The 15,706-nt window shown below is 67.3% G+C and carries 17 protein-coding genes and 1 pseudogene; 13 read left to right on the top strand and 5 right to left on the bottom strand.

What is annotated here, in order from left to right:
• The first annotated feature begins 11 nt into the window (after positions 1-11).
• The 11 genes and pseudogenes from DEQ92_RS11900 (at position 12) to DEQ92_RS11850 (ending at position 7,850) form a co-directional block, all read left to right on the top strand.
• Positions 12-1,019, top strand: coding sequence for a DUF1616 domain-containing protein (locus DEQ92_RS11900; RefSeq protein WP_115820818.1), 1,008 nt, complete (start codon positions 12-14; stop codon positions 1,017-1,019).
• A 186-nt stretch (positions 1,020-1,205) separates the two neighbouring features.
• On the top strand, positions 1,206-1,850 hold the full coding sequence (rdfA, locus tag DEQ92_RS11895) for a rod-determining factor RdfA (RefSeq protein ID WP_115820817.1): 645 nt from the start codon (positions 1,206-1,208) through the stop codon (positions 1,848-1,850).
• A 34-nt stretch (positions 1,851-1,884) separates the two neighbouring features.
• The gene (locus DEQ92_RS11890; protein ID WP_115820816.1) at positions 1,885-3,843 is read left to right on the top strand and encodes an archaea-specific SMC-related protein; all 1,959 of its coding nucleotides are present in this window, start codon (positions 1,885-1,887) and stop codon (positions 3,841-3,843) included.
• Positions 3,844-4,106: 263 nt separating this feature from the next.
• Entirely contained in the window at positions 4,107-4,463 is a 357-nt protein-coding gene (locus DEQ92_RS11885; protein ID WP_342764750.1) for a HalOD1 output domain-containing protein, read from the top strand.
• Positions 4,464-4,737: 274 nt separating this feature from the next.
• On the top strand, positions 4,738-5,016 hold the full coding sequence (samp3, locus tag DEQ92_RS11880; protein WP_115820815.1) for a ubiquitin-like modifier protein SAMP3: 279 nt from the start codon (positions 4,738-4,740) through the stop codon (positions 5,014-5,016).
• Position 5,017: 1 nt separating this feature from the next.
• The gene (locus tag DEQ92_RS11875) at positions 5,018-5,275 is read left to right on the top strand and encodes a hypothetical protein (protein ID WP_004975681.1); all 258 of its coding nucleotides are present in this window, start codon (positions 5,018-5,020) and stop codon (positions 5,273-5,275) included.
• Complete coding sequence (locus tag DEQ92_RS11870; RefSeq protein ID WP_050459487.1) at positions 5,272-5,712, top strand: hypothetical protein; 441 nt, start codon at positions 5,272-5,274, stop codon at positions 5,710-5,712. The genes DEQ92_RS11875 and DEQ92_RS11870 overlap by 4 nt, the downstream gene beginning before the upstream one ends.
• Before the next feature lie 67 nt (positions 5,713-5,779).
• Entirely contained in the window at positions 5,780-6,475 is a 696-nt protein-coding gene (locus tag DEQ92_RS11865) for an AzlC family ABC transporter permease (RefSeq protein WP_050459488.1), read from the top strand.
• The gene (locus DEQ92_RS11860; protein WP_115820814.1) at positions 6,476-6,814 is read left to right on the top strand and encodes an AzlD domain-containing protein; all 339 of its coding nucleotides are present in this window, start codon (positions 6,476-6,478) and stop codon (positions 6,812-6,814) included. It begins immediately after the preceding gene.
• A 76-nt stretch (positions 6,815-6,890) separates the two neighbouring features.
• Positions 6,891-7,130: pseudogene (locus DEQ92_RS11855) on the top strand (hypothetical protein); the annotation flags it as partial.
• 93 nt (positions 7,131-7,223) lie between these two features.
• Positions 7,224-7,850, top strand: a complete 627-nt coding sequence (locus DEQ92_RS11850; protein ID WP_115820813.1) for a hypothetical protein — start codon at positions 7,224-7,226, stop codon at positions 7,848-7,850.
• A gap of 57 nt (positions 7,851-7,907) precedes the next feature.
• Here DEQ92_RS11850 and DEQ92_RS11845 read toward each other — a convergent pair whose 3' ends face one another.
• Positions 7,908-9,839: an aldehyde ferredoxin oxidoreductase family protein gene (locus DEQ92_RS11845; RefSeq protein ID WP_115820812.1), complete on the bottom strand. Its 1,932-nt coding sequence runs from the start codon at positions 9,837-9,839 to the stop codon at positions 7,908-7,910.
• Positions 9,840-9,965: 126 nt separating this feature from the next.
• On the bottom strand, positions 9,966-11,045 hold the full coding sequence (locus DEQ92_RS11840) for a hypothetical protein (protein ID WP_115820811.1): 1,080 nt from the start codon (positions 11,043-11,045) through the stop codon (positions 9,966-9,968).
• Positions 11,046-11,175: 130 nt separating this feature from the next.
• Here DEQ92_RS11840 and DEQ92_RS11835 point away from each other — a divergent pair, with 130 nt between their 5' ends.
• Both DEQ92_RS11835 and DEQ92_RS11830 read left to right on the top strand, forming a co-directional pair.
• A complete protein-coding gene (locus tag DEQ92_RS11835; RefSeq protein ID WP_050459492.1) occupies positions 11,176-12,024 on the top strand; it encodes a DICT sensory domain-containing protein in 849 nt (282 codons plus the stop codon).
• 75 nt (positions 12,025-12,099) lie between these two features.
• Positions 12,100-13,182: an archaeosine biosynthesis radical SAM protein RaSEA gene (locus tag DEQ92_RS11830; protein ID WP_115820810.1), complete on the top strand. Its 1,083-nt coding sequence runs from the start codon at positions 12,100-12,102 to the stop codon at positions 13,180-13,182.
• A gap of 510 nt (positions 13,183-13,692) precedes the next feature.
• Here DEQ92_RS11830 and purQ read toward each other — a convergent pair.
• The 3 genes from purQ to DEQ92_RS11815 form a co-directional block, all read right to left on the bottom strand.
• Complete coding sequence (purQ, locus tag DEQ92_RS11825; protein ID WP_004975659.1) at positions 13,693-14,367, bottom strand: phosphoribosylformylglycinamidine synthase I; 675 nt, start codon at positions 14,365-14,367, stop codon at positions 13,693-13,695.
• 1 nt (position 14,368) lies between these two features.
• Entirely contained in the window at positions 14,369-14,620 is a 252-nt protein-coding gene (purS, locus tag DEQ92_RS11820; RefSeq protein WP_004975657.1) for a phosphoribosylformylglycinamidine synthase subunit PurS, read from the bottom strand.
• Between the two features lie 87 nt (positions 14,621-14,707).
• The gene (locus DEQ92_RS11815) at positions 14,708-15,604 is read right to left on the bottom strand and encodes a helix-turn-helix domain-containing protein (protein WP_115820809.1); all 897 of its coding nucleotides are present in this window, start codon (positions 15,602-15,604) and stop codon (positions 14,708-14,710) included.
• Positions 15,605-15,706 lie beyond the last annotated feature (102 nt).

The following is a 15,706-nucleotide window of genomic DNA, read 5'->3' as shown; positions in this document are numbered from 1 at the left end:
ACTTCGGGTAGATGTCGCAGCGCCAAGACTGGCGGTTGTTCCTCCCCGAGCCCCTCCGCACCCTCCCCGCCGACCTCGCGGTCGTCGTCGCGGGGGTCGCGCTCACGCTCGTCGCGACGCTCACGCCCGGGCTGGAGGGAACACCGCTGCGAGTCGTCGTCGGCCTGCCGTTCGTGCTTTTCATCCCCGGCTACGCCCTCATCGCGGCGCTGTTCCCCGAGCGCGGCCCGCCGATAGACGCCCACGAGGACCACGACCGGATGGCGGGTATCGACGGTATCGAGCGGGTCGCGCTCTCGTTCGGGACGAGCATCGCGGTCGTTCCCCTGCTCGGGCTCGTCCTCAACTTCACCCCGTGGGGAATTCGCCTCGTGCCCATCCTCGTCGCCGTGAGCGGCTTCACGCTCGTCGCGACGACGTTCGCGGCGGCCCGGCGGTCGGCGCTTCCCGAAGAAGAACGGCTGGTGGTCCCGTACGAGCGCTGGTTCGCCGCTGTGCGCGGCGAGCTATTCAACCCGGCGTCGCAGACCGACGCGATGCTGAACGTCGTCCTCGTGGTGAGCGTGGTCCTCGCGACCGCCAGCGTCGGCTACGCGGTGGCGGTGCCGAAAGACGGCGAGTCGTTCACCGAACTGTACCTCCTGACCGAAGACGGAAACGACGAACTCACCGCCGACAACTACCCGGAAGAACTCGTCCGCGGCGAGCCGGCGTCGCTCGTCCTCGGCGTCGGCAACCAGGAACACCGGACGGTGAACTACACTGTCGTCGCGGTGCTCCAGCGCGTCGAGGTGTCGAACAACTCGACGACCGTACTGGAATCGGAGCGGCTCCGGACGTTCACGCCCCGGCTCGAACACAACGAGACGTGGCACGAGCCACACGAGGTTCGCCCGACGATGACGGGCGAGCGCCTACGGCTGACGTACCTCCTCTACGAGGGCGCGCCGCCGGCGTCGCCGACCGTGGACAACGCCTACCGCGAGGTCCACCTCTGGGTGACAGTTCGCGAGGCGTGACGTCGGGCCCCGACCGCCGTCGGGCGACGCAGTATGATTCGTCGATATCTCTCAGTTATCGCCCGAATCCTGTGAGAAATCCGGCGTCTATCGTGTAAATCGTTTGTGTTCTAGTTTTATCACCTCTGATAATTCATAAGTAACGTTTAGGGCACTGCACGCTAAGGTCCTGGTAGCGAGGTCACAATGCCAGATTCTGGAAGTACGGTTTCCCGCCGCGGCGGCCGAGGTCCGAAGATAGAGCGTATCGCGGACCGATACGGTCTCGATGGCCTCGGTGACGACCTCGTCGACGCGTGGCTCGGCGAGGGTCGCGAGCGACGGAGCCTCCGTGAACTCGAAGGCGACGTGAACAAGCGACTCATCCGGGCCGCGCTGGACCAGGCCGGCGCGCACGTCCTCGACGGGGAGGCGGAGAACTTCTACCGACTCCTGACCAGCGACGACGTGACCGCGGGGAGCCGCACCGACGCGCGGAACACGCTCCGCGAGCGCGGCGTCGACATCGAACAGTTGGAGTCGGACATCATCTCCTACCAGTCGGTGTATAACTACCTTAAGCGACACCGAAACGTCGAACGTGAAGACGACGAAGACGGGCAGAGCGCGACCGAGTCGGGACTCGCGACGATTCGGAAGCTCCGGTCCCGACTTCGGACGGTGACTATCGATGTTATCGACCGTTTAGTGAAGGCCGAAGCGGTCTTCATCGGCACCTACGAGGTCGAAGTAGACATCCGCGTCACCTGCACAGACTGTGACACTCGAATGACCCCGACGACGCTCCTCAACTCCGGGCACTGCGACTGCGGACACGAGAGTGACGAGTAGCGGTTCGGGCTCACCAACACACCACATCCGAAACATGAACGATTCAGAGGCACTTCAGACGGCGACTGTCCGTATACGAAACATTGGTGGTATCGACGAACGAACCGTCGGGCTCGAACCCGGCGTCACCGTTCTGACCGGGCGCAACGCGACGAACCGAACGTCATTCCTGCGCGCGATTATGGGCGCGTTCGGGAGCGACGCGGCCAGTCTCAAGGGCGACGCCGACGAGGGGTCGGTCGAACTCGAACTCGACGGCCGGACCTACACCCGCGTCTTCTCCCGCGAGAACGGCGGTGTCACGACCGACGGCACGCCGTACCTCCAGGATACGACGACCGCGGACCGCTTTGCGTTCCTCCTCGGGTCGAACGAGGCGCGCCGGGCCGTCGTCGCGGAGCGCGACCTCCGCGACGTCATCATGGCTCCGGTCGACACCGACGCCATCGAGGCCGAAATCGAGCGCCTCCAGACCCGACGAACGCAGGTGGAAACGCAACTCGACTCGCTCGACTCGCTCGAGGCCGACCGCCGGTCGCTCGAAGCGAAGCACGACGACCTCGAAGCCGAAATCGAGAACCTCGAAGCCGAGCGCGACGACCTCGAAGCCGAAATCGAGGCCGAAGACCGGACGGTCGAGGCGCAACGCGAGAACCAGGCCGCGTTAGACGAGGTGCTTTCCGACCTGCAGTCGGCGCGGTCGGACCTCGAAACGGTCCGCTTCCGCCTCCAGAGCGAGCGCGAGAGCGTCGAATCGCTCCGCGAGGAGCGCTCCGAACTCCAGTCGGAACTCGATTCGTTCGAGGCCGACGAGGTCGACCGCGGCGAGGCGAACGAGCGTATCGAGTCGATTCGGTCGCGCATCGAGTCGCTCAACTCGACGATTTCGGAGCTTCAGACCGTCGTCCAGTACACGGAGGACGTGCTCGAAGGCAAGGCCGACCTCGTCGAGGACTCGCTGGGCGCGGTCGGCGGCGGCTCGGTGACGGACCAACTCGTCTCCTCGGAGACGATTACGTGCTGGACCTGCGGAACCGAGGTCGACCGCGACCAGATTCGGGGGACGACCGACCGCCTCCGCGAGGTCAGAGACGAACAGCGCGAGGAACGCGCCGAACTCCGCCGCGAACTCGACGAACTCGAACGCTCGATGCGGGCGGCGGAACAGGCCCAGCGCGACCGCCGGAAGCTCCGGGATAAGCTCCAGCGCCTCGAAGACGAACTCGACCGCCGGACCGGACAGATCGACTCGCTGACCGACCAGCGCGAGGAGCTCGCCGAACGGGTCGAAGCGCTCGAAGCCGACGCGTCGGACCTCCGCGGGCAGGCCGAAGGCGACCTCATCGAACTCCACAAGGAGCTCAACGAGATCGAGTTCACGCTCGACCGGACGCGCGACGACCTCGCGTCGGTCCACGACGACCTCGACGCGCTCGACGACCGGTTCGACGAGCGCGAGGAACTCGAACGCGAACGCGAGCAGGTGACCGAGGAACTCGAGGATGCGCGAACCCGAATTCGGTCGCTGACGACCGCGGCCGTCGAGGCGTTCAACGAGGAGATGGAGACGGTCCTCGACCTCCTCGGCTACGACAACATCGAGCGCGTCTGGCTGGAGCAGGTCGAACGCCGGGTCCGAGAGGGCCGCCGCAAGGTCGAAAAGACCCAGTTCGAACTCCACATCGTCCGCGCGTCCGACTCCGGGGCGGTGTACGAGGACTCCATCGACCACCTCAGCGAGAGCGAGCGCGAGGTCGTCGGCCTCGTGTTCGCCCTCGCGGGCTACCTCGTCCACGAGGTGTACGAGGAGGTCCCGTTCATGCTGCTCGACTCTGTCGAGGCCATCGACGCCGAGCGCATCGCCGCGCTGGTCGACCACTTCCAGCAGTATCCGACGTTCCTCGTCGCGGCCCTCCTCCCCGAGGACGCGCAGGCCCTCGACGAGTCGTACCGGCGCGTCACGTGGGGGACCGACGTGGCACCCGCGGCCTGACCGGACCGGTCCGCACGGTGTCGGGACGACGGCGCGTGGTCACGTTTCCGTCTGTTCTGTTCACGTCTGCTCCGTTTCTGTCTGCTCCGATTCCGTCCGCTCCGCTCCCGTCTGTTCTGTTCTCTACCTCTTTTTCCCCTCTCGAATTGACTCGACGTTCCGATAACTCGCCTCTCCCACTGCTGTTTAGCGGTCAATTCTCGCCCAGAGTATTGCACCATCTAAACACTATCAGTGCGACATACCGTTAGTACGCAAGAAATATAACACGTCAAACCAACGTATCTGACGGACGATACTGGGGGGACGAAACCATCATCACATCTGACACGAAGCTACGAGACGAGTTCGAACCGACACGGGTTTGGTACGACTGCGAGCGTACCGAGCCGGTCTCTGAGGCGGTGGCCGCGGCCGTGAACCAACACACGCGCCGCGACCCGACGGAGCTACCGCCGCTCACAGAGCACGTAGACACCGACGCCCTCGACGCCCTGTTCGGCCGCGACACGCCCGGTGCCCCGCGCGTGACGGGTGCGTCGCTCGAGTTCAACTACGCCGACTTCGTCGTCACCGTCGAGTCCGTCGGTCGTATCGAAGTCCGCGACGCGGGACGGTAATCGGCCGGGCCGTTCGGCACCGACTGGGGATGGTTCGACCGTTGCCGAACGGACCGCGCCGCCCGCGCCGCCCCGACGCGATTGATGTGGTATTGAAGCCGTTTGGAACGTCACTCCGAGGGAGATGTTTCGACGTTTCATCTATTTAATTGGTTGAGATTTTTCACACGATATACTTGTAGTTTATTTGCATCACTGACTCCGATAACGGGAGTCCGACCTTCAGGTCCCGTCCGCGACGTACCTTTTTGTCTCGTGGACGCCGACAAGGGGTATGGAACTCGAATTGCGCTTCTTCGCGACGTTTCGGGAGGTGGTGGGCCAGAAGTCCATCTACTGGCGGGTCGACGACGACGCGACCGTCGGGGACGTCCTCGAGTCGCTGGAAGCGGAGTACGACGGCCTCGCCGGCCGACTCATCGAAGACGGCGAGGTCAAGCCGCACGTGAACGTGCTGAAAAACGGGCGCGAGGTGGTCCACCTCGAGGGGATGGCCACGGCGCTCGACGACGGGGACGCCGTGAGCGTCTTCCCACCGGTCGCGGGGGGCTGACGTGGCGCGCCGACAGCGAGCGTTCCGCGGTATCTCGCCCCGACTCGCGATTCAGTACCTCGAAGGGCTCGGCGGCGAGGCCGACGGCGACGGCCGCGTGGTCGGTCCCGACTGGACCGTCGACATCGAGACCGAGGAGGTCACGATAACGAGCAGTATCCAACTCACCGAGGTGCAACTCGCGTTCGAGGGCGACGAGGAGACGCTCGACGACCTCGTCGAGCGGTTCGCCCGCAAGGCGATGCGCGCGGGGGGATGACCGTGGGAGCCGACGGCGACCGGCGGCCGGGGCGCGAACGACTCAGCGAGCGCCTCGCGCCGGACGGCGAGGACGGCTCGCCCCGGGGCGGTGCCATCGACGGCACGGCCATCATGCTCGCGGCCGCGAAGGCGAGCGTCCCCGCCAGCAGCCTCCCGCTGTTGCTCGACCGAGCGCAGGCGTACCTCGACGGTCGGGCGAGCGAGTACGCACAGGGGTTCGAATGCGTCCACGAGGACGACGAGACGGCGGTGTTTCTCGTCCCGCTGGGCCACTGGGACACGAAGGGGCTCGACCTCGAGTTCTCGCACCGCGAGGTCGACGCGGTCCGCCGGGCGCACGCCGAACACCTCCGGCGCGTCGGCGCGGACGCCGACCGCCGCGACGAGTTCGAGACGGCGCTCGAAATCCGCGAGGTCGCCGTCGTCAGGCGGTAGACCGAAGAGCCGGCAAACCGCCCGACGATAGACGGCTATTTCGGGGGCGGCGACCTGCTACCGACAGATGCCAACCGTTTCCTCCGACCTCCTCGACGGCGTCCGGGCCGCGGGGCCGCTCCAACTCGGTATCGCGCCGTTCGGCCTCGTCGCCGGCGTCGCGGCCGTCGAACAGGGGCTTTCGGTCGCGCACGCCCTCGGCTTCTCCAGTCTCGTCTTCGCCGGCGCGTCGCAGCTCGCGATGATAGAACTCCTCGGCGCGGACGCGCCGCTGGCCATCGTCGTCGGCACGGCCGTCGTCATCAACCTCCGGACGATGATGTACTCGGCCTCTATCGCGCCCTACTTCCGCGACCTGACCGCCCGGGCGAAGGCGCTCGCGTCGTACCTCCTGACCGACCAGGCCTACGCGGTCTCTATCGCCCGCTACGGCCGCGACGGCGAGACCGACCGCTTCGCGTACTACGTCGGCGCGGGCGCGTCGCTGTGGCTCGTCTGGCAGGTGACGACCGTCGCCGGCGCGCTCCTCGGCTCCGGCCTCCCGCCGGAGTGGGGCTTCGACTTCGCCGCGCCGCTGGTCTTTCTCGCCCTGCTCGTCCCCACGCTGAAGGACCGCGCGTCCGGCGCGTCGTGTCTGGTCGGCGGCCTCGTCGCCACCGGCGTCGTCGTCGCGGGCGTCCCCTTCCACCTCGACATCATCGTCGCGGCCGTCGTCGGCGTCCTCGCCGGCCTCGGCGTCGAATCCCTCGGAGGCGACGCCTGAATGCCGACCGGCTACGACTCGGCGACCGTCTGGCTCGTCATCGCCCTCGCGGGCGTCCTCACGTTCGCCATCCGCGGCTCCTTCATCTACCTGTTCGGCCGCATCGACGACGTGCCGCCGACGGTCGAATCGGCGCTGGAGTACGTCCCCGCGGCGGTGTTCGCGGCGCTCGTCTTCCCCGCGCTCCTCGCCCCGTCCGGCGACCTCGCGGTCTCCGTCGGCAACGACAAACTCGTCGCCGGCGCGATGGCCGCGCTCGCCGCGTGGTACACCGAACGCGTGCTCGCCACCATCCTCGTCGGCATGGGCGCGCTCTGGGTCCTCCGGTTCGTCGTCTGAGCCGCCGTCAGCCTCGCTCGTCTGACCTGGCGCCTCCCCCAAGATACTCGTTTCGCGGGCGACCACGGTCGCACGCATGCCCTCCCCACCTCCGCGTCTCTACTCGCTCCCCCGCGACGAGGGTCGCGCCCTTCTCCCGACCGGGTTCGCCGCCGGCGTCGCCGCGTTCGTCGTCGGCACGCTCGCGGTCGCCGGCTGGCTCGCCCTCACCACCGGCGGCTCGTTTTCCACGCTCGACGCCGCGACCGAGATGACCGCCGGGAATCCCGTCCCGTCCGCGTTCGTCCCCGTCTGGACGTTCGGCGTCGTCTTCGGCGGCCTCGGCGGGGCGGTGGCGTCGCTCTCCCCGTTCCGATAGTCGGTGTTGGCTCCCAGAAGATATTCACCGCCCTGACGACGTGGAACACCCATGTCCCGGCGGCTCGTCGTCTCGGCCTTCGCGCTCCTCGTCGCCGTCTCGCTCGTCGGCGCGCCGGTGACGATGGCCGACTGGTCGGAGCAGGTGTCCCTCTCGGCGTCGAAAATCGACGCGTCGCAGGTCCGAGACGAGACGCCCGTGCTTCGGTACGACGAACTCGACGCCGACGCGAAAGACGCGGTTCGGCGGGCCATCGAGTCACCAGACGGGTCGCACGTCGTCTACGGCGACGAGGACTGGCCGGACCGCTTTTTCTACAGCGACTACGCGGCCCCGGGACAGGGGTTGTACGCCGTCGTCTACGAGGGCGACTACTACCGGCTCTACACCTTCGCCGCCGGCGGATTCCCGGTGATTTACTGGGTGTACGAACTCCCGTTCGTCGCCTACGGCCTCGCGCTCGGACGCGTCGGGGCGCGAGCGTACCGCGGGGAGGGCTCGGTTCGGCTCGCCGCCGGCGCGGCGGTCGTCGGTGCCGCGTTCCACCTCGCCGGGCCAGTCTTCGACTTCCCGGTCGTCTCGCCGACGGCATTCATCGGACTCGGCGTCGTCGCCGCCGCGGCGCTCGTCGGGAGACTCGTCGCTACTGCGGTTCGCAATCGGTCGAAAAATGCGTGAGTCGGGTGGGTATCGGCCGCGACCGGGTCGGACCGGGTGGTCGTTCCAGTCGGCGGCTCAGTCGTCGGCGGGCGCGGGCGAGTCGCCGCGGGAGACGCCCGTGCCGGGGCCGATGTCGATGCCGAGTTCGTCGAGGCGCTCGTCGGGGACGACGCCGTCGACCCACTGGCGGCGGGCGTAGTACTCGTCTTTCATCTCGTCGAGCTCGCACAGTTGGCCCTCGGACGCGCCCTGTCCGGGCATCGCCTCGTCGCCCTCGACGAAGCGTCCCGGCAGCGAGTCGTCGGCGCCGTCGAAGCCGACGAGGTTGTTGTAGTACCGCTCTAACGTGTAGATGCGGTCGCCGGTTTCGAGCAGTTCCTCTTCGGTCACGTCGCGGCCGGTCATGCCGTTGTACTGCAGGACGTACTCCTCGATGCCCTCCGCGAACGCGTTGAACTTGCAGATGTCGAACGAGTCCGAGATGGCGTGCATGTCCTGGAACAGCGCCACGAGTTCGCCCTTCCCGCGCCACTCGTGGGGGTCGTGTTTCTCCGGGATGCCGAGAATCTCGGCGGACGGCGTGTAGCCGCGGAGGTGGCACGCGCCGCGGTTCGAGGTGGCGTAGCCGATGCCCATGCCTTTCATGCAGCGGGGGTCGTACGCCGGGATGGTCTGGCCCTTGACGGCAAGCGAGTTGTCGTGGGCGTCGAAGCGCTCGGCGAGGCCGTTCGCGCCCTCGGCGAGCGCGTCGGCGAGGTCGCCCTCGCGGTTCGCGACCTCGGTGATGAGGTCGATCATGCGCTCGGTGTCGCCCCAGTCGAGCTGTTCGCTCAGTCCGTCGAGCTTGCCCTGCTCGGACATCTCCATCGCCATCGCCATCATGTTGCCCATCTCGATGGTGTCGACGCCCATGTCGTTACACCGGTCGATCATGACGGCGATTTCGTCGCGCTCGGTGTGTCCGGAGTTCGGGCCCAGCGCGTAGGCGGACTCGTACTCGTAGGACTCGCCGCGGACGTTCATCTCCTCGCCTTTGTGCATCACCGACACCTCGACTTCCTTCTTACAGGCGACGGGACAGGAGTGACAGGTCGGCTCGTCGACGAGGATGTTCTCGCGGACGTTCTCGCCGGAGACGCGCTCGGAGTCGATGTCGACGCCCTCGGCGTCTCGCATCGCCGCGGTCGAGGTGTACTTCCCGTTTTTCGTCGGGAGGCCGTCGAGTTCCTCGCCCGCGTTCATCAGGACGTTCGTCCCGTACAGCGACAGGCCGCCCTCGTTGGGCGCGGTGACCTCGGACTCGCGGATGAGTTGCATCGCCTGCTGGTAGCCCTGCTTGAACGTGTCGGCGTCGGCGGGCTTCGGCATCCGGGTGCCGGACTTCACGACGATTGCCTTGAGGTTCTTCGAACCCATGACCGCGCCCGTGCCGCCGCGGCCGGACGCGCGGTCGTCCTCGTTGACGATGCAGCCGTACTTGACCTCGTTTTCGCCGCCGGGGCCGATGGCCATTATCGAGAGGTTCTTGCCGAGGCTCCCATCGACTTCGGCTTCGAGTTCGGAGATAGTGTCGTGGACGCCCCAGCCCCAGATTTCACGGGCGTCGCGAAGTGTCACTTCACCGTCTTCGACGATGGCGTAGCTCGGGTGCTCGGCTTTCCCTTCGAACAGCAGACCGTCGAAGCCGGACCACTTGAGTCGCGCGCCGCTCCAGCCGCCGTGGTGCGAGTCGGTGACGGTCCCCGTGAGCGGGGATTTCGTCACGACCGCGATGCGACCGCTCATCACCGTCTGCGTGCCGGTGAGCGGGCCGGTCATGAACGCGAGGAGGTTGTCCGGTCCGAGCGGGTCCACGTCCGGTCCCTGGTCGAAGACGTACTTCACGCCGAGGCCGCGGGCCCCGATGTACTTCCGCGCGTCCTCGTCGTCGATTCCCTCGTACGCGATGTCGCCGGATGACAGGTCCACCCGAGCGACCCTGTCGTGATAACCACTGAGTTCAGTCATTGTAATCCTCGTTGATTATATACGGCCGCTGTCGGGTTAGTGATTCCCACCTCTATGTAACCGTTCGGGGTTACCCCGTCGCGAGCCGACACGGAACCGTCAGGGGATTGCGGCAATCCGTGCGACTTATCCCGGTTGCGGGCCGGCGACCCGCAACGAGACGGTTCCGGTGGCGTCGACGACGACGCTCGCGGGGCCGCGCGGCGGGCACGACCACCACGTTCCCGACACCGCCGCCCCGGTTTCGAGGCTCGCCGACACGGCGTTCGCTCCGGAGGTCGTCACGGGGACGAGTTCCCGGACTTCGCCGGGGTCGAGGGCGAGCACGCGGTCGAACGACTCGTCGCCGCTCGCGGCGTCGACCCGGAGCGAGAGTCGGTGGGGTTCGTCGTCACGGTTGGCGATTGTGAGCGTCGTGTTCGCCGGCCCACAGCCCGTCGCTCCGCTCGACACGTCGACGTACTTCGTCGGCTCGTCGGGCACCGGCCACTCCGTCTCGACGCGTCGCTCGTCGGTCTCGACGGCGACGCGGTAGTCCCCGCTTCGGTACGTCACCGGAATCGACAGCCGCGCCCCCGACGGGACGCGGTACGCCTGGTCGACGAGCGCCGTGTCGCCGAGGTCGATGCGAAGCCGCGCGGTCGTCTCGGGGCCGGGGTTCTCCACGACGACGCCCGCGGGTGCGTACCATCGCGAGGAGCCGTCGCCGACGAGCGGGAGGTCGATTCTCGGCCCGTCGTCGGGGGTCGCCGCCGCGAGCGAGCACTCTCCCCGGGCGTCGCACGAGACGGTCCGCCAGAACTCCGCTCCCCCCCGTCCGAGGACGACCTCCAGCCCTTCGAACGCCGCGTCGACGGTCCACGTCGAGCGGGCCCGCAGGCCGGTGTCCGTCTCGACGAGCACCGCCGTCTCCCCGGACGGGACCGCGACCGACAGCCCAGCCCGCTCGCCGGGCAACAGGTCGCGGTTCTCGAAGAACACGTCGCGGTCGCCGCGAACGCCGACGACGGTCGTGAACACCGGGTTCGGCGTCGGGTTCCAGAGCGTCAGCGACCGCTCCACGCGCGCTTCGGTCGTCGGCGTCTCGGTCGGCGCGTCCGTCCCCTCCTCGGGGGTCGGCGTCTCCGTCTCGCCCTCGGGCGTCCCGCACCCGGCGAGTCCGGCGAGGCCGCCCGCGAGAAGCGAGAGGAGCGTGCGGCGCTCCATGGGCCACCTACGTGCGCGACGCATATGAACGTCTGTCGCTGCGGTGCCGCGTTCGGCCGCGGCGGCACGGTCGCACCCCCGACCTCCAAAACAGCTATTTCGTCGGCGGTCAGTCGTTTCCACGAACCAGATGGGACTCGACAGCTTTCTCGGTGCGATTGACGCCGCGAGTCGGTCGCTTTCGGTGGTCAATCGCTCGGCTCCCGACCCCGTCCAGCGGATGCTCGAAACCACGTTCGCCGACCAGCCGGTCGGCGTCGACGAACTATCCGACGACGCGCACGGCGACGACGTGGTCGTGCTCACCGAGCAGACGTCCGAGGGGCGGACGGTCGTCGCGACCTCGCCGCTGGAGGACGTGATGAACACCGTCCTCCTCGTGAACTCCGACCTCTACAAGACGGGGCAGACGAAGCTCGACGAGTTCGAACTCCCGTCGGTGCTCACGCGGCTCGACGACGTGCCCTTCTCCCTCCGCGGCTACCCCGAATCGGACAAGGAGAAACTGCTGCTCGTGGCGCTTTCGCGGTACATCGAGCGCCACGCGTGGCGCGCCGGCGACGGGAGACTCCGGTCGTCGTTCCAGCGGCTCTCCCGAATCGAAGACGAGCGCGGGACGCGGGCGGTCTACCAGAAGGTCGCCGCGACGGACGTGCAGACCCACGTCTACGGGATTCCGGACTGGACGCCACCGTTCAACTCCGAGCTCATGAGCCACGGGGGCTACACCGAGGACTTCTGCGACTCGTGGTTCGTGGTCTACACGCCGCCAGACGGCGGATTGGACGGAGCGACCGGAACCGGCGGTGCGGCCGACGGGGAGAAGGCGGGTGACGAGCGGGGCATCGACGGCGTGACCCCGGGCCACCCCGTCGCTCTCCTCGCGCTCGAGACCGAACCGAAGCGCTGGGAGGGCTACTGGACGTTCCGACCGTCGCTCGTCGCCGACATCGACCGGTACATCTCGCGGAACATGTGAGGGTCGGCGGCCGCCGCCGCCCGCCGCCGAAGCCAGACGAAGCCGCTTTACGCGCCCGTCCGATACGGGTATCCAATGAGTAAGCCGAGCCCCGAGGTCTACGAGCGGGGACGCGGGATGGACGCGCACAACAAGGTGATGCGCGACATCCGTTCGCGGAAGCAGAAGACCTACGACCCCCACGAGCCCACCCGGGTGTGGATAGACGAGGACAACACGCCCGACGGCGTCTACGACTCGCTGACGATTATCCTCAACACCGGCGGCTGCCGGTGGGCGCGCGCCGGCGGCTGTACCATGTGCGGCTACGTCGCCGAGTCCGTCGAGGGCGGCACCGTCGCCCACGAGGCGCTGATGGACCAGATTCAGGTCTGTCTCGACCACGAGGCCGAAGAGATGGACGACGGCGAGAAAGCGGGCCTCATCAAGATTTACACCTCCGGCTCGTTCCTCGACGAGCGCGAGGTGCCCGCCGAGACCCGCGACGCCATCGCCGAGACGTTCGCCGACCGCGACCGCATGGTCGTCGAGTCGCTCCCAGACTTCGTCACGGGCGAGAAGCTCGCGGACTTCACCGACCGCGGCCTCGAAACCGACGTGGCAGTCGGTCTCGAAACCGCCACCGACCGCGTCCGCCACGACTGCGTGAACAAGTACTTCGACTTCGCCGACTTCGAGGACGCCTGCGAGGAGGCCGCCGCGGCCGGCGGCGGCGTCAAGGCGTACCTCCTGATGAAGCCGCCGTTCCTCTCGGAACCCGAGGCGCTCGACGACATGAAGTCGTCCATCCGCCGGTGTGCGGCGGTCGACAACTGCCACACCGTCTCGATGAACCCGACGAACGTCCAGCGCTACACGATGGTCGACGAGCTGTTCTTCAACGGCGGCTACCGCCCGCCGTGGCTCTGGTCGGTCGCCGACGCGCTCCGAGAGACGGCCGACGTGGACGCCATCGTCGTCTCCGACCCCGTCGGCGGCGGCCAAGAGCGCGGTGCGCACAACTGCGGCGACTGCGACGAACTCGTGTTCAAGGCGGTCAAGGACTTCAACCTCCGGCAGGACCCGACCGTCTTCGACCAGGTGTCCTGCGACTGCGAGGCGACGTGGGAGTTCGTCCTCGACAACGAGACGAGCTACAACATGCCGCTGGTCAAGTAGGTCGGCGCGTTCCGTCGCACACTTGGGCTCACGCTGCACCGCCGGTCTCACGCCGCTCGCGCGGGCGAACGACCCCGTCCCGGACCGGGTCGTCACCCGCCGACACCTCCGACCGTTCGTCCAGTATCCCGGCTCGTTTTCTCCCATTCGACCGCGTTAGGGGGCGCTATGCGAAAGTAACTGCCTCCTAACCGTCAGATAGGATATTCGTATCAAAGAGGGTGTGAGTCGTTGTCATATTCGGTGGTTCGGACGTGTCCATCCGAACCGCCCGCCATCATGACGAAACACACGTACAAGACCGTCTACTACGCGGATGGGTGGTTCGAGATTCGCGAAGAGGAGAACGCCGAGGCGTGGATCGCCACGGACGCTCCCTGCGCTCTCGCCCCATAGCACGCGGTACGCGGGTCGGAAACCTCGACACTCCAACATCGCTCATCGTGTACGCCGCCACGTTCGCCAACCGACCCCGTATCGCCCGCCACCGCGGCGGACGGTCCTTTTATACTATCCCTCGAAGCCCGCCAGCACGCCCCGACCGTCGGTGTTGCCGAGTTGCGGCAGCGACGCCCGCTCGGGGTGCGGCATCAGCACCGCGACGGACTCGCTGTCGCCGAGGACGCCCGCGACGTTCCCGAGCGAGCCGTTGGGGTTCGCCTCGTCGGTGACGTTTCCGTCCTCGTCGCAGTAGCGGAAGAGAATCCGGTCGTCGGCTTCGAGCTCCTCGTAGCGCTCCGCGTCGAGTTCGAAGCGTCCCTCGCCGTGGGCGATGGGGAGTTCGATGACCTCGCCTTCCTCGTACGCCGCGGTCCAGCGGGTGTCCGCGTTCTCGACGCGGAGGTAGACGTGTTCGCACTGGAAGCGGGCGCTCGCGTTCGTCGTGAACGCGCCGGGGGTGAGCCCGGACTCGCAACCGATCTGCGCGCCGTTGCAGACGCCGAGGACGGGGACGCCCTCCGCGGCCGCCTCGCGGACCGACTTCATGATGGGCGAGCGGGCGGCCATCGCGCCGCCGCGCAGGTAGTCGCCGTACGAGAAGCCGCCGGGGAGGACGATGCCCGTCGTCTCCTCGGGGAGGGGGTCTTCGTGCCAGACGCGCTCGGCCTCGAAGCCGAGGTCCGAAAGCGCGCGCACGGCGTCGCGGTCGCAGTTCGAACCGCCGAACTGCACGACTGCGATCATCTCAGGCCTCGACGACCGCGACCTCGTAGTCGTGGATGGTCGGGTTCGCCAGCAAGCGTTCTGCCATCTCGTCGGCGCGGGCCTCGGCCTCGTCGGCGTCGGCCGCGTCGAGGTCGACTTCGTACCGTTCGGTAAAGCGCAGCGCGTCGAGTTCGAACCCGAGTCGTTCCAGCGCGCGCTTCGTGGTCTCCGCCTCGGGGTCGAGCACGCCACGCTTGAGGCGCACCGTTACCGTCGCGGTGTAGGTGGTCATCAGGTGGCGATGCGTGGTGATGTGCAAAAACGGTTTTGGGTCGTGTTTGTTATACACGAATGTGACTACAAACGCGAGGGCCGGCGGCTACGGGGCCGGAGAGCGTTCTACGCCGTGTACTTCGAGTCCCTCGTCGATGGTGAGCGTAAGTGTCTCGTCTTCGACCTCGAAGTCGATGGCGGCGCGCAACGGGTCGTCCGCGAGGACGGAGAGCGTGGGTTTGTCGTGCCACGCGGTTCCCCAGAGGAACGGTTGAGAGAGGTCCACGCCGTGGTCGTAGTAGAACGAGACGACTGCGGGGTGGTCGAGGTACGCCATGCCGATGCCGGTGACGATTTTCTCGCGACAGCGCGCACAGCCGTAGACCGCTTGGGGCTCCTCGAAGACGTCGTCGGTCCGGGGGTCGTCCGCTCCTACCGAGAGGTGCGGTTCCATCCGGCCCTGACAACTCATGCAGAAGCCGCGTCGCGCCTGCGCGAGTAGCGACCCGACGTACCGGTCTGCGACTTCGGGGAGGTCGGCGTCGTCGTAGCCCTCCAGCACTCCCGGCGGGATACCGGCGTCAAGAAACGTCCTGTCGCAGTCGGTGCACCTGACGGTGACGCGTTCGTCGACGTAGGTCGCCTCGACCCGTCCGTCGCACGTCGAACAGCGATGGTCGACCGGAATCGCGCCGATGTCGTCGCCGCGGGTGTACGCGCCGGCGAGGATGGCACCGACGACGGCCCACCCGGCGAGGCGAATCTCGTACCCCTCCTCGGACTTCTTGACGAACCGGCCGGTGAGTTTGCCGAGGTGGTAGTTGAACCGGCCGCTGTCGGCGACGCCAACGCGGTCGCGCAACTCGGAGAAACTGAGCGGCTCGCGCGGCGAGGCGGCGAGCGCCCGGACGATTGCGAGTCGCGTCTCGTCGGCGAGAAGCGAGAAAGCGTCCTCGGCGTCGCCGTCGGGGTCGGCGGCGAGGGTGAAGTCGGAACCGGGCATGCCCGGCGGTACGGCGCCGGCCGAGATAACTGAGTCGTCCGCGGCGGGCGTGTCAGGTTCGATACTCCGGTATATTCGACGTATGGATGAGAAATAATTATC

The organism is Haloferax sp. Atlit-6N (genome assembly GCF_003383195.1).
In the GTDB taxonomy this organism is placed as follows: domain Archaea; phylum Halobacteriota; class Halobacteria; order Halobacteriales; family Haloferacaceae; genus Haloferax; species Haloferax gibbonsii.
This window is presented reverse-complemented; position numbering and strand designations above follow the sequence as displayed.